We start from the raw sequence: 13,943 nt of genomic DNA, 5'->3' as shown, positions 1-13,943 counted from the left end.
ACGTGCTCGGCCTGCTCCCTCGGAGTGTGGCCGACGCACCCCCACACCGCCGCCGACCGGTCGAGGCGGGACCGAGGAGTACGGCCCCTCCAGCGTCACGTCCCGCCCCGGCGACCCGACCCGTCAGGAGCGCCCGTTGTCCAGACCGGCTGCCACCACCCCTCTCCCCCGCCCCGCGGCCACCGACTCTCTCCCCCGCCGCGTCACCGCCGGCCCCCTCCGCCGCCGCGCCGCCATACCTTTCATCGCCCTCGGCGCCCTCCTCGCGTCCTCGTTCACCGTCGCGCTCGCCCCACGCGCGCAAGCCGCCGACACCCTCCTGTCCCAGGGCAGGCCCGCCACCGCCTCCTCGCAGGAGGGCGACGGTTACGCGGCGGCCGCCGCCGTGGACGGCAACGTCACCGGAACCCGGTGGGCCAGCCAGTGGAGCGACCAGCAGTGGCTCCAGGTCGACCTGGGCCAGGTGTCGAACCTCAGCCGCGTGGTCCTGACCTGGGAGTCGGCCTACGGCAAGGACTACGAGATCCAGGCGTCCGACAACGGCAGCGACTGGCACACCGTGACGAAGGTGACCGGCGGCGACGGCGACACCGACGACCTCACCGTCTCGGGGACCGGCCGCTACGTCCGGATGCAGGGCCTGGCCCGGTCCGGCGGATACGGGTACTCCCTGTGGGAGTTCCAGGTCTACGGATCCACCGGCGGCAGCACTCCGCCGCCCGCCTCGGGCGCCGTGAAGGTCGAGGGCGGTCAGGGCAACTGGCGGCTGACCGTGGGCGGTCAGCCGTACACCGTCAAGGGAGTCACCTGGGGCCCGGCGGTCTCCGACGCGCCCCGGTACCTGCCGGACGTCAGGGCCATGGGCGCCAACACGATCCGTACCTGGGGCACCGACGGCTCCAGCAAGGCACTGCTGGACGCCGCCGCGTCCAACGGGATCCGCGTGATCAACGGCTTCTGGCTCCAGCCCGGTGGCGGACCGGGCGCCGGGGGCTGTGTCGACTACGTGACCGACAGCACCTACAAGAACACCATGCTCACCGAGAGCGCCAAGTGGGTGGACACCTACAAGAGCCATCCGGCGACGCTGATGTGGAACGTCGGCAACGAGTCGGTCCTCGGACTGCAGAACTGCTACAGCGGAGCGGACCTGGAGGCGCAGCGCAACGCCTACACCCGCTTCGTCAACGACGTCGCGAGGAGGATCCACGGCATCGACCCCGACCACCCCGTCACCTCCACCGACGCGTGGACCGGCGCCTGGCCGTACTACAAGCGCAACGCCCCCGATCTCGACCTGTACGCGATGAACTCGTACAGCAACGTGTGCAAGGTCCGTCAGGACTGGATCGACGGGGGCTACACCAAGCCGTACATCATCACCGAGACCGGACCGGCCGGCGAGTGGGAGGTGCCCGACGACGCCAACGGCGTTCCCGACGAACCGACCGACGTACAGAAGGCGGACGGGTACACCAGGGCCTGGAACTGCGTCACCGGCCACCCGGGGGTGGCCCTGGGCGCCACCTTGTTCCACTACGGCACCGAACACGACTTCGGCGGCGTCTGGTTCAACCTCGTGCCCGACGGGCTGAAGCGGCTGTCGTACTACGCCGTCAAGAAGGCGTACACCGGCTCGACGTCCGGGGGGAACACGCCCCCGGTCATCACCGGCATGACCGTGTCCCCGGCCTCCTCCGCACCGGCCGGCGGCGAGTTCACCGTGCACGCCGACGTCCGTGACCCGGACGGTGACGCGGTCACGTACAAGGTGTTCCTCAGCGGCAACTACGCCAACGGCGACAAGCGGCTCGTCGAGGCCCAGTGGCGCTCGACCGGGAACGGGACCTTCACCGTCACCGCGCCCCGGAAACTCGGTGTGTGGAAGGTCTACGTACAGGCCGAGGACGGGCACGGCAACGCCGGCATCGAGACCGAGTCCGTCAAGGTCGTCGCCCCGCCGGTGAACGGGACCGACCTCGCGCTCAACCGGCCCGCCACCGCCTCCTCCTTCCAGCAGTCCTACGGCGACTGCCCCTGCACCCCGGCGCTCGCCGTCGACGGCCGTGCCGACACCCGCTGGGCCAGCGACTGGAGCGACCCGCAGTGGTTCCAGGTCGACCTCGGCTCCACCAAGGCCCTGCGCAGACTGCAGCTCGTCTGGGACCCCGCCTACGCCAAGTCCTACGAGGTGCAGGTGTCCGACGACGCGAACATCTGGCGCCCGGTGTACTCCACGACCGCCGGCGACGGTGACGTCGACACCCTCGACGTCTCCGCCACCGGCCGCTATGTGCGCCTCCAGCTGACGGCACGCGGCACGGGCTGGGGCTACTCCCTCCACGAACTGGGGATCTACAGCTGACGGCCGTGCCCCGGGCGACGATGCCGACGGGGCCCTCCGCGGCGCCTCTCGTCACCGCCGCACGGCACCGCACCGCACCGCACCGCACCGCACCGCACCGCACCGCACCAGCCGCGTAACGCGCACCGCGTGCACGCGGGCCCTCTTCCCACCCCACGGGCAGGAGACTCCCATGAGATCGAGTCCGCGACGACTCCCCGCACTCCTCCTCGGCACCGCCCTCCTCTCCGGCGCCCTCGGCGTCGGCACCCTCGCCTCCGCCGCCGCCGACAGCCGCGAGGTCCCAGCCGCTGCGATCGCGCACACCGGACACACGGGGCACGCGACGGCCGTGTCCGCCCAGGCGTCCGGCGACGACCCGGACGGCGACGGTTACATACCGGCCGTGCCGCAGGTGACCGGTGTGACACCGTCCACGAACACTCCGCCACCGCGCTACTTCCACGAGTTCCAGGCCAACTGCTCGGTCACGCACACCGCCGCGGACGACCCGATCGTCTACCCCGGCCGGCCCGGCCAGTCCCACGACCACACCTTCATGGGCAACACCTCGACCGACGCGGGCAGTACCACGGCCTCCCTCTACGGCGGCGCCACCACCTGCAAGGCGCCCGCCGACGCCTCGGGATACTGGATGCCCTCGCTGTACAAGGGCGACCGGAAGGTCCTGCCGGTCGGCCCCCAGACGATCTACTACAAGGCCGGCGTCACCGACTACACCAGTGTGCGGCCCTTCCCCAAGGGTCTGCGGTTCGTGGTGGGCGATCCGATGCAGAGCGCCGACCAGTTCCGCCACCACCGCGGTTTCGTCGAGGGCTGGGAGTGCGGCGACAGCTACTTCAACACCGACATCCCCACGAGCTGCCCGGACCGGGCCGACGTGCAACTGAACATCCGTTTCCAGGCGCCCAGTTGCTGGGACGGCAAGTACCTCGACACGCCGGACCACAAGAGCCACATGGCCTACCCGGTCGTCAAGCCCGGAACCAACGACAACATGTGCCCCGCCGACCATCCGGTCGCGCTGCCGATGATCGAGTTCAAGATGGCCTTCCCGGTCAACGGCGACATGTCCCAGGTACACCTGGCGAGCGGGCGCGGCTACTCCTTCCACTACGACTTCTTCAACGCCTGGGAGGAACGCACACTCAAGGCCGTGGTCGACCACTGCATCGTGGGCGGTCTCCAGTGCGACGCCCGCGGTTACGACCAGACGCACCCGGAAGCGGGGGCGGCCCTGAACACGGACTACCGGCTGCCCTGACCGCCGCTCCCGCCCCTCGGCCCGGCCGGTACACGTCCAGTGGCCCGGCCGGTCCTGATGTCCTGGGGCCGGCCGGTCCTGGTGTCCTGGGGCCGGCCGGTCCTGGTGTCCTGGGGGCCGGTCCCCGTCGTGACGGTTGGTGCGGAGCGGCCGACGCTCCGTGGTTCCCTCCCCGGCCGGGTGCCGTATGTGGACGTGACGGGCGGGACCTGCGGTGTTCCGGTGCGGAGCCGGAGTAGCGGTCGGGACCTGAGAGACTGGACGGATGGACATCATCCGCAGGAACAACGTCACCGTGACCGGCAACCCCCAGGGACGCACGGTAGTGCTTGCCCACGGGTTCGGCTGTGACCAGAACATGTGGCGGTTGACGCTCCCTGCGCTGGTCCGGGACTACCGGGTCGTGCTGTTCGACTACGTCGGCTCGGGCCGCTCCGACGCGTCCGCCTTCTCGGAGGACCGGTACTCCTCCCTGGACGGTTACGCCGCCGATGTGGTCGAGGTGTGTGAAGCGCTTGACCTGCGCGACGCCGTGTTCGTGGGGCATTCGGTCAGCGCGATGATCGGCGTGCTGGCCGCCGACCGGGCACCGGAGCGGATCGGCGCGTTGGTGATGGTGGCGCCGTCTCCGCGGTACGTCGACTGCGACGGCTACCGGGGCGGCTTCAGCGCCGAGGACATCGACGAGCTGCTCGAGTCGCTGGAGGCGAACTATCTCGGCTGGTCGGCGGCGATGGCGCCGGTGATCATGGGAAATGCCGACCGGCCCGAACTCGGCGAGGAACTCAAGAACAGCTTCTGCGCCACCGACCCGGACATGGCGCGTGTCTTCGCGCGGACCACCTTCCTGTCGGACTCGCGGGACGACCTGAAGACCGTGGGGGTCCCGACGCTGGTGCTGGAATGCACGCAGGACGTCATCGCTCCGCGAGAGGTCGGCGCCTTCGTCCACCAGGCGGTCACCGGTTCGACGCTGGTCACCCTCGACGCCACCGGGCACTGCCCCCACCTGTCCGCGCCCGATGCCACCAATCTGGCGATCACAGAGTTCCTCGCGGCCCTGTGATGATGTGCCGGACCGAACAGCAGCCCGACCCGCCTGACGCCGACGACAAGACATCGGACGCCGCGTTCGCCACGCTGCTGGAGGACAGCGCCGAAGACCTCTACGAGTCCGCGCCGTGTGGTTACCTGTCCACGCTGATGGACGGCACGATCGCGAAGATCAACGCCACGCTGCTGGGCTGGCTCGGTCTGGATCGCAAGGCGGTGGTGGGCCGGATGCGGTTCGCCGACCTGCTGACCGTGGGCGGCAAGCTGTACCACGAGACGCATTTCGCGCCGATGCTGCGGATGCAGGGGGAGATCAGTGGCATCGCCCTGGAGATCAAGCAGACCGACGGCGGCCGCATACCGGTCCTGGTCTCCTCCGTGGTCAAGCACGGCAGCACGGGCGAGCCCCTGCTGATCCGCACCACCGTCTTCGACGCCCGGGACCGCCGGGCCTACGAAGTGGAGCTCCTGCGCCGCCGTCAGGTGGCCGAAGAGGCGCGCAGGCAGGCGGAGGCCGACCGGGCCCGGCTGCAGGACGCCCTGGCCGTGCTCCAGCAGTCGCTGCTGCCCGACACCCTCCCGCGGGTCCCGGGCGTGGATATGGCCGCCCACTACCACACCGCCTCCCCGGACCGGCTCGGCGGCGACTTCTACGACGTCTTCCCCGTCGGCGGCAAACGGTTCGCCTTCTTCCTCGGCGACGTGTGCGGCAAGGGCCCCCAGGCCGCCGCTCTCACCTCGCTGACGCGGTACACCCTGCGCGCCGCCGCCCTGCACGACCCCGACCCCGTCTCGGCCCTGACCACCTTGAACAGGGTGTTGCACGAGCGCTACGCCGGCAGCGGCGATCCGCGCTACTGCACCGCCGTCTTCGGCACGCTCGAACCGGACCCCGCGACCGGGCGGGTCACCGTCCAGCTCGCCTCGGGCGGCCACCCACCCGTGCTCGTCCTGCGCGCCGACGGCACGGCCGAGTACCTGCCCACCCCCGGCGGCCTCCTCGTCGGCATCCTGCCCGAGGCGCCCTTCACCACCGCCGGCACCGTCCTCGGCCGCGGCGACACCCTCCTGCTCTACACCGACGGCCTCACCGAAGCCCGGACCGGCAAGGACCGCACCAGCCTCTACGGAGACGAGGGTCTGCTCGCCTTCGCCACCGGTCACGCCGGAGAACCCCCGCACGCCGTCATCCAGGCCCTCACCGGGCTGTTGGACAGCTTCGGTGACGGTCTCGACGACGACACCGCCCTGCTCGCCCTCGGCGCCACCGCCGACGTCCCCGCCTGCCCGACGACGAGAACCCCCCAATGAGCCCATTGAAGATCACCACCCGAGACGCCATGACCGGTCCCGTTCTGGCGATCACCGGCGAACTGGACTACAGCAACGCCACCGAGCTACGCGATCGGGTCGCCGTCCTGCCCCTCCAGCCGGGCCAGCGCCTCGTCCTGGACCTGGCCGGCATGGAATTCTGCGACTCCAGCGGCATCACCGCTCTGATCGCCGCACACAACCACGCCCAAGGCGCCCAGGCCGACTTGGCACTCGCCGCGGTCCCGTCCCACACCCTGCGCGTGCTGCGCATCGTCGGCCTCGACCGGATCTTCCCCGTCTATCCCGACACCGACACCGCCACCCGCTCCTGATCACGACCTCCTGATCACGACGCCGGGCTTGTCCTGCGGGCGCCCGCGCTCACCGGCCCTCGATCCGCTGGACGTGCCCGTCCTCGTCACCGTCCTGGAGCAGGTGGGCCTTCTCCGGGAGGCGTCGGCGCAGGGTGGCGGCGAAGTCCTCGGCTCGATGCAGTTGCGCGCGCAGTCTCTCGACCTGCTCGGTGGCGGCTCGTTCGTATGCGCGCACCCTGTCCAGCAGCTCTCCGCGCACGCCGGCGTCGAGGCCGGTGCCGGCGTCGAGGCGGTCGGTGGCGTCCAGCAGGTCACGCATCTGTTCCAGCGTGAAGCCGAGTGGTTTCATGCGCCGGATCACCATCAGCCGGGCGACGTCGGCCTCGGTGTACAAGCGGAACCCGCCCTGCGAGCGAGCGGAGGGAATCACCAGCCCGGCCTCCTCGTAGTGCCGGATGGTCCGCAAGGACAGCTCCGTCCGCGCGGCGACCTCGCCGATCTGCATGTGCCTGCCGTCCACGCCCGTGCCCCCTGGCTCTTCTCGTCCCCGCGGGCTCCGCGCCCCGCGAAAGCCCCGCCCGCCTCTACCCTAACGTTAGGGTAGAGTTCGGTGGAGTGGAGGCGGCTCGGCCGCTCCCCTGCTGCCGTTCCGTCCGGGGCCGACGGCGCCCCCCGGCGAAGACCTGATCCTTGCGGGAGAGAAGCGTGCGCGAGCCCCTGAAGCCGATCGCCGCCGCCTGCCCGCCGTGAAGTTCCCCTTCCCGATGTGAGCCGCGCGGCCGCCCACCGGTCCGGCGGCCCGGCCCCGTCACCCTCGGCCTCTCGGTCTCCCGGCCCACCCTCGTGGCCGACCGCGGGACGCCGTCCCGGCCCCCCGCGCCTCCCCTCGCGCCCCGGCCCGCACCGGGGTGGGGCGCGCCCGACTACGACAGGTACGCAATCACCTTGTCCTCCACCGCAGTGACTCCCGTCGCGCTTCTTCATCGCCTCAGGCCCGACTGGCTGGGCGATGCGAGGGTCTGGCGCACCGAGGTCCTGGCCGGCCTCGTCGTCGCCCTCGCGCTCATCCCCGAGGCGATCTCCTTCTCGATCATCGCCGGCGTCGACCCGGCGATCGGGCTGTTCGCCTCGTTCACCATGGCCGTCACGATCTCCGTCGTAGGCGGACGCCCCGCCATGATCTCGGCGGCCACCGGAGCCGTCGCCCTCGTCATCGGTCCCCTGAACCGGGAACACGGGCTGGCCTACCTGGTCGCCACCGTCATCCTGGCCGGTCTGTTCCAGGTGATCCTCGGCGCGGTGGGTGTGGCCAGGCTCATGCGGTTCGTGCCCCGCTCGGTGATGACCGGTTTCGTCAACGCGCTCGCCATCATGATCTTCATGGCACAGGTCCCGGAGATGCACGACGTGCCCTGGGCGGTGTACCCCCTGATCGTCGCCGGCCTGGCGCTGATGGTGTTCTTCCCGAAGGTCACCAAGGTGGTCCCCGCCCCGCTGGTCTCCATCGTCGTCCTCACCGTGATCACGGTGGCGGCCGGCCTCGCGGTACCGACCGTGGGCGACAAGGGCGCCCTGCCGTCCTCCCCTCCCGTGCCGGGCCTGCCGGATGTGCCCTTCACCGTGGACACCCTCACCACCATCGCCCCCTACGCGCTGGCCATGGCGCTGGTCGGCCTGATGGAGTCCCTGATGACCGCGAGACTCGTCGACGACATCACCGACACCCACTCCTCGAAGACCCGCGAGTCCATCGGCCAGGGCATCGCCAACATCGTCACCGGCTTCTTCGGCGGTATGGGCGGCTGCGCCATGATCGGCCAGACGATGATCAACGTGAAGGTTTCCGGAGCCCGCACCCGCCTGTCGACGTTCCTGGCCGGCGCGTTCCTGATGGTGCTGTGCGTCGTCTTCGGTCCGGTCGTCTCCGACATCCCCATGGCCGCCCTGGTCGCCGTGATGGTGATGGTCGCCTTCGGCACCTTCGACTGGCACTCCGTCGCCCCGAAGACCCTCAAGCGGATGCCCACCGGCGAAATCGCCGTCATGGTCATCACCGTCATCGTCGTGGTCGTCACCTCCAACCTCGCCATCGGTGTCGTCGTCGGCAGCATCGCGGCCATGGTCGTCTTCGCCAAGCGCGTCGCCCACCTCGCCCGTGTCACCGCCGTCACCGACCCCGACGGGACCACGGTCGTCTACTCCGTGACCGGCGAGCTGTTCTTCGCCTCCTCCAACGACCTGGTCGGCCGGTTCGACTACGCCGGTGACCCCGACAGGGTCGTCATCGACCTCTCGGCCGCCCACGTCTGGGATGCCTCCTCGGTCGCCGCCCTGGACGCCATCGAGTCCAAGTACGCCCAGCGGGGCAAGGCCGTCGAGATCATCGGCCTCAACGACCCCAGCGCCGACCTGCACGGCAAACTCACCGGCGAGCTCACCGGCGGCAACTGACTCCCCGGGCTCTCGGCCCCCGGGGACGAGCGCCGTGTCCGTACCGGCCTGAGCGAGCCGGCCCGGGCCAAAAGACGGCGACGGTCTCCGCGAACCCGGATCGGCGGGGGGCCAGGACGCCTGGGGGACCTCAGGCGGGATACCCGCCTCGGACCGGGACACCACTCGGGGGGCTTTGGAGGTGCTGGAGATGCGAACCGGACGCCTGAGGCTTCTAGGGATGGCGACGTTCGCCTACGGGATGGCGACCGCGTACCGGCCAGGTCTGCTGGCCCGCCCGTGTGGGCTGGTGGACCCGCACGGACACGTCGGGCCGCACACGGCGATGATGGTGCGTCCACTGGCGTTGCGGGACGCCGCCACCGGACTGGCGATGGCCGTCGCCCCGCAGGGACCGGCCCTGACCACGGCAACCGTCGTCCGCATCGCGTCGGACGTGGCCGACGCCGCTCTCTTCGGCTCCGCGCTCCCGACCCGCACCCGTCGTGTCGGTGCGGCCGTCACCGCCCTGGGCTGGGCCGCGCTGACCGTCGCCGCCCTGCTCGGCGACCGCAACGCCGCGTGATCCCGGCTGCGGACAGCTCCCGAGCGCACCCCTAACCGACGGCGGCTATCGTCGGCCGTCGGATCCGGCCAGCACCCCGTACGTGGTCAGTCCGTAGAAGAGATGCGGCACCACGTCGGACGCCCAGTCCTTCGCCGACCAGCTCTTCGGATCACTCACGCCCAGTCGTGCCATCGGAAGGTCGGTCGCCACCATGGCCAGGGCGCCGGTGACCATCCCGCCCAACCACCAGGGCGGCCGAACGCCCGCACCGCGCGTGAGGGAGACGGCCATGCCGATGCCGCAGCCCACGGCTATGCCGGACAGCGCACCCAGTCCCGACAAGCGGTTGTCCCGGACCTCACCCGCGCCGGGAACCGGATGCCCGGCGTCCCGAGCGATCTTGTCGACGGTCCGGGCCGGGGTCTGGCTCGACGGCCGGCCCCGCAGCGCCATGTCGGCGTAGGTCACGGCGTTCAGTACCGTCGTCCCGACGGCACCAGCGGCGCCACCGCGCACAATGCTCTCCATCATGCTCGACCGAGTCCCCCCCGGCCTCCGGCCGAATCGCACGACCGCCCCGTGTGCGGGCCCGAGGCAGCGCGGAACCGAGGCAAGGGGCTGCTCGGCGCCCCCACCGTTCCACCGGATGCCGGCCCGCCTGCCGCGTGCTCCACGTGCGAGGTCATCGCGGCGAGGCGGCCGGGGAGTCGGACGCCATGTCGCTCCGGAGCGCCTCTCTCACGGCGTCGCGTCGGTGGCCGCGTCCTGCCGCGGGTCGGGCAGGGGCAGCAGGACGCGGAAGGTGCAGCCCTGGCCGGGCGCGGTGTCGAGGGTGATGCGGCCGGCGTGGGCGGTGACGAGGGCGTGGGCGATGGCGAGGCCGAGGCCGGAGCCGCCGGTGGCGCGGGTGCGGGAGTCGTCGGTGCGGTAGAAGCGGTCGAAGACGTGGTCACGTTCGGTGGCGGTGAGGCCGGGCCCCTGGTCGGCGACCTCCAGGACGGCGTGGCGGCCGACGGCGCCGACGCCGATGCGGATGGGAGTGCCGGGAGGGGTGTGGGTGACGGCGTTGCCGATGAGGTTGGTCACGACCTGTCGGAGTCGGGCCTCGTCGGCGTGGGCGGGGGCGGTGGCGGGCTTTCCGCCGCCGGGTCCGGTCAGGGTCACGGGGCGCGTGGCGTCCAGGGCGTGTACGTCGTGGAGGGCGTCGGCGGCGAGGGTGCGCAGGTCCATGGGGGCGAGGTCGAGGGCGAAGGCGGGTTCCCGGGCGCTCCGCGTGCCACCGGTGCCCGCGCCCTCGGTGTCCTCGGTGTCCTCGTCGAGGCGGGCGAGGAGGAACATCTCCTCGACGAGCCGGGTGAGGCGTTCGGATTCCTCTGCGATGCGGGTCATCGTCTGATCGACGTCCTCGCGGGTGGGCATGGCACCCATGCGGTACAGGTCGGTGTAGCCCTTGATGCCGACGAGCGGTGTCCGCAGCTCGTGGCTGGCGTCGGCGAAGAAGCGCCGGGTCCTGGCCTCGGCCTCCGCGCGGGCCCGGAAGGCCGTGTCGATCCGGGCGAGCATCTCGTTGAGGCAGGCGGTCAGGCGTCCTACCTCCGTGTGCGGGGCGGCCAGTTCGGGGACGCGGTGGGAGTAGTCGCCGGAGGTGATCGCGGTCGCCGTCTCCTCGATCCGGGTCAGGGGGCGCAGCCCGGAGCGGACGGCGAACCAGCCGGCGACACCCAGGACCGCGAGCAGGCCCACGCCTGCCGTCAGGGAGAGGTTCCGGGTCTTCGTGACGGTGCGGTCGACCTCTTCGAGCGAGGTGGCCACGACGACACTCCCCCGGGGCGCGGAGGGGGCCGGGGGGAAGACCTGGGAGGGCTGGGTCAGGGCGATGACCCGCCAGTCGTGCTCGCCGTCGTGGGTCGGCACGGAGAAGGGGCGCCCCTGGTGGGCGAGGACGGCGGCACGGTCGAGGCGGGGCAGGTCGGGGCCGCCGCCCGGGGGCACGGTGCCGGCGTCGAAGGTCCTGCGGGTGGCACCGGTGTCGTCCACGTACGTCACGGTGGTGTCGCCGAGCACACTGAGGGCGCGCACGCTCGGCGGCGTGCCGGGGCCGGACGGCGGTGCCAGCCGGGCGGCGATCTGTCCGGTCAGGGCGAGCCGGTCGTCCACCCGGTCCTGGAGATAGCCGCGCAGGGCCGTGGTGACGAGCAGTCCCGTGCCGAGGAGGCCGACGGCGACCAGGGCGACGGACAGGCACAGCAGACGGGTGCGCAGCGACATCCGGCCGAGCCACGCCCGGGGGGATGCCGGGTGGAGGCGCGTCACGGCCGGGGCTCGCGGATGACGTAGCCGACGCCGCGCACGGTGTGGATGAGTTTGGGCCCGTCGGTGTCGACCTTGCGGCGCAGGTAGCTGATGTAGGTGTCGACGATGCTGGGGTCGCCGCCGAAGTCGTACTCCCACACGCTGTCCAGGATCTGGTTCTTCGACATGGTGTGTCCGGCGTTGGCGACCAGGAAGTGCAGGAGGCGGAACTCGGTCGGGGACAGCCGCACGGTCCGCCCGGCACGGGTGACGTGGTGGCTGTCGGGTTCCAGATGCAGGTCGCCGACGGTGAGGCGGGCCGGAGACTCGCCCCGGGTGCGGCGCAGTACGGCGTGGATCCGGGCGATCAGTTCCTCCAGGTCGAAGGGTTTGGTGACGTAGTCGTCGCCGCCGAGGCGCAGTCCGTGCAGCCGGTCCTGCCGGTCCTCACGCGCGGTGACGAAGAGGACCGGCACGTCGCCGCCTCGTCCGGGCAGCGGTGAACGGGGCTGGGCGCGCAGGCGGCGGATCACCTCGAAGCCGTTCATGTCCGGGAGCATGACGTCGAGGAGGACGAGGTCGGGGGTGTGCCGTGCTGCCAGGTCGAGGGCTTCCCTGCCGGTGGCGGCGGCGTCGACGTCGAACCCGGCGTAGCGCAGGGCGGTGCGCAGCAGCTCCCGGACGGTGGGCTCGTCGTCGACGACGAGCAGGTGGTCCGGGCGGCCCGCAGTGCGCGAGGGGGGTGTCGGTGCCGCCATGGTCGTGGTTCGCCGCCTTCCCGGATGGCACGATGCCGCTCTTTCTCACGGGCCTTGCCCACTGCTCTCCTCAGGAGACCACATGGCCTGTCAGGGGATCACACGGCCTTCAGGAGGCCGAGTCGGACGTGAGGGCGCGGTGCCTGGTCGCGGTACCGGGCTCTCCCGTCGGGCGTTCGCGGCGCCGTGCCCGTCGGCCGTGCAGGCGGCTGCCGCCGTACGCGGCGAGGGCGGCCACGACGAACGCGGTGAGCGCGGACAGCCGAGGGCTCGTGTCGAGGCCGGCACGCAGGCCGCCCATCTCGTGGCCCATGAGGCTGACGCCGATCCGCAGGGAGCCGCGCGCGAGGCAGGGCAGCGCGAACGTCGCGGCGCCGGCCACGGCGCCCATGCGCAGGGCGGTGTCGGCGTGGCGGTCCAGGAGGAGGTCGGCGTCCTCCCGCGGGGTGCGGGCCGGGGTGCGGGCGGCGGCGACGTATCCGGCGAGCAGCAGCAGGATCAGGGTGAGCAGCAGTCCGATCACCCACAGCGGTACGCCGGCGCCCGTCCAGTGTCCGAGGTCCACGGAACGGTCCCGGCCCGCCGCGCCGTCCTGCCGCCCCGCGCCGAGCATGCCCGCCATCCCGCCGCCCTCGGGCCGCTCACGGCGCAGCCCGGCCTCCCAGGAGGTGCCCGTGCCGGTGGTGAGCAGTACGGCGAGCAGGTTGGGGCCGGCGAGCAGCAGCGCGCCCGCGGCCTCGGCCGCCCGTTCCCGGCCGGTCGGCGCCGCGGCCCCGGCGAGGACGGCGAGGACGGCGAGGACCAGTACGGCACAGCAGAGCACGGTCGCGGTCCCCGTCAGCGCGGACAGGACGGCGTTCCACTTCCGCCGCGGCCCGCCCAGGGCGAGGGGGCGGGGCAGTGTCGTACGGCGGGCGGCCAGGCAGCCGACCGCGAGGACGGCGGCCACGCCCAGGCAGCCGAGGAAGGCGGTGGTGACGGCATCGGTCCGGAAGCTCACCGTGGACAGGCCCGAGACGAGCCCGCCGCCTCCACCGCCGAACCGGCCGGACCCGGCGCGTTCGCCGACGCGGTCCCTCAGGTGTTCCGGCAGCCGGGCCGTGCCCCGCGCCAGCACGGCGCACACCGGGAGGGCCACCGCCGTGGTCGCCAGGGCGCCGCCGCACCGCGCCCACAGCATCGCTGGGCCGGGGCGTGCCCGACGGCGCAGGGGCCGGAAGAACCCGGTCGCCAGGACGGCCGTGCCCAGGAAGGACAGGGTCAGGGGCGTCAGCGTCACCTCTCCGGCCAGCCCGGGGCTCAGGCCGCCGCCCCCGCCGAACGGTCCGCCGAGCCCTCCCGCGCCGGCGGACCCGGCGGACTCGGCGGCCGACTGAAGGGTGACGCCGCCTCCGACGGCGAGGCTCACCAGCGCCGGCACCAGCCGGGAGACCGGTGCGACGGCGTCGGCGCCGAGGGCGGTGAGGGACGCCCAGGCCGCTGCGGCCATGGTGACGAGGGCGGCCACGGCGGCGAGGGCGCCTCCGAGGGCGTGACGCCACACGGGAAGGGCGGGACGGGGCAGTGGTGCGGACATGGACGGCCT

12 protein-coding genes are annotated in these 13,943 nt (G+C 72.1%); 7 read left to right on the top strand and 5 right to left on the bottom strand.

Annotation, left to right across the window (positions count from 1 at the left end; all coding sequences use genetic code 11):
- Window positions 1-235: 235 nt before the first annotated feature.
- The 5 genes from ACZ7N4_RS23035 (at window position 236) to ACZ7N4_RS23015 (ending at window position 6,328) form a co-directional block, all read left to right on the top strand.
- Window positions 236-2,365 carry a discoidin domain-containing protein gene (locus ACZ7N4_RS23035; protein ID WP_471360983.1) on the top strand — a complete coding sequence of 710 codons (2,130 nt, stop codon included), beginning with the start codon at window positions 236-238 and terminating at the stop codon, window positions 2,363-2,365.
- A gap of 172 nt (window positions 2,366-2,537) precedes the next feature.
- Window positions 2,538-3,629 (top strand): DUF1996 domain-containing protein, encoded by a 1,092-nt coding sequence (locus ACZ7N4_RS23030; protein WP_471360645.1) that lies wholly within the window; start codon window positions 2,538-2,540, stop codon window positions 3,627-3,629.
- Between the two features lie 265 nt (window positions 3,630-3,894).
- A complete protein-coding gene (locus ACZ7N4_RS23025) occupies window positions 3,895-4,695 on the top strand; it encodes an alpha/beta fold hydrolase (RefSeq protein WP_471360643.1) in 801 nt (266 codons plus the stop codon).
- A 2-nt stretch (window positions 4,696-4,697) separates the two neighbouring features.
- On the top strand, window positions 4,698-5,993 hold the full coding sequence (locus ACZ7N4_RS23020; protein WP_471360640.1) for a PP2C family protein-serine/threonine phosphatase: 1,296 nt from the start codon (window positions 4,698-4,700) through the stop codon (window positions 5,991-5,993).
- A complete protein-coding gene (locus ACZ7N4_RS23015; RefSeq protein WP_471360637.1) occupies window positions 5,990-6,328 on the top strand; it encodes an STAS domain-containing protein in 339 nt (112 codons plus the stop codon). Before ACZ7N4_RS23020 ends, ACZ7N4_RS23015 begins: the two co-directional genes overlap by 4 nt.
- A 49-nt stretch (window positions 6,329-6,377) precedes the next feature.
- On the opposite strand, the gene ACZ7N4_RS23010 is transcribed toward ACZ7N4_RS23015, so the two are convergent.
- Window positions 6,378-6,830: a MerR family transcriptional regulator gene (locus ACZ7N4_RS23010; RefSeq protein WP_471360634.1), complete on the bottom strand. Its 453-nt coding sequence runs from the start codon at window positions 6,828-6,830 to the stop codon at window positions 6,378-6,380.
- A gap of 425 nt (window positions 6,831-7,255) precedes the next feature.
- Here ACZ7N4_RS23010 and ACZ7N4_RS23005 point away from each other — a divergent pair, with 425 nt between their 5' ends.
- Both ACZ7N4_RS23005 and ACZ7N4_RS23000 read left to right on the top strand, forming a co-directional pair.
- Window positions 7,256-8,761 (top strand): SulP family inorganic anion transporter, encoded by a 1,506-nt coding sequence (locus tag ACZ7N4_RS23005; RefSeq protein ID WP_471360632.1) that lies wholly within the window; start codon window positions 7,256-7,258, stop codon window positions 8,759-8,761.
- A gap of 220 nt (window positions 8,762-8,981) precedes the next feature.
- Window positions 8,982-9,326: a hypothetical protein gene (locus ACZ7N4_RS23000; protein ID WP_471360629.1), complete on the top strand. Its 345-nt coding sequence runs from the start codon at window positions 8,982-8,984 to the stop codon at window positions 9,324-9,326.
- Window positions 9,327-9,371: 45 nt separating this feature from the next.
- On the opposite strand, the gene ACZ7N4_RS22995 is transcribed toward ACZ7N4_RS23000, so the two are convergent.
- From ACZ7N4_RS22995 to ACZ7N4_RS22980, 4 genes are all read right to left on the bottom strand, one after another.
- Window positions 9,372-9,839, bottom strand: a complete 468-nt coding sequence (locus tag ACZ7N4_RS22995; RefSeq protein ID WP_471360627.1) for a hypothetical protein — start codon at window positions 9,837-9,839, stop codon at window positions 9,372-9,374.
- A gap of 207 nt (window positions 9,840-10,046) precedes the next feature.
- Window positions 10,047-11,576, bottom strand: coding sequence for a sensor histidine kinase (locus ACZ7N4_RS22990; protein ID WP_471360625.1), 1,530 nt, complete (start codon window positions 11,574-11,576; stop codon window positions 10,047-10,049).
- A 41-nt stretch (window positions 11,577-11,617) separates the two neighbouring features.
- Window positions 11,618-12,358: a response regulator transcription factor gene (locus ACZ7N4_RS22985; protein WP_471360622.1), complete on the bottom strand. Its 741-nt coding sequence runs from the start codon at window positions 12,356-12,358 to the stop codon at window positions 11,618-11,620.
- 109 nt (window positions 12,359-12,467) lie between these two features.
- On the bottom strand, window positions 12,468-13,934 hold the full coding sequence (locus ACZ7N4_RS22980; protein WP_471360619.1) for a streptophobe family protein: 1,467 nt from the start codon (window positions 13,932-13,934) through the stop codon (window positions 12,468-12,470).
- Between the last annotated feature and the right edge of the window lie 9 nt (window positions 13,935-13,943).

Source organism: Streptomyces sp. NPDC107654 (assembly GCF_055639035.1).
This window is presented reverse-complemented; position numbering and strand designations above follow the sequence as displayed.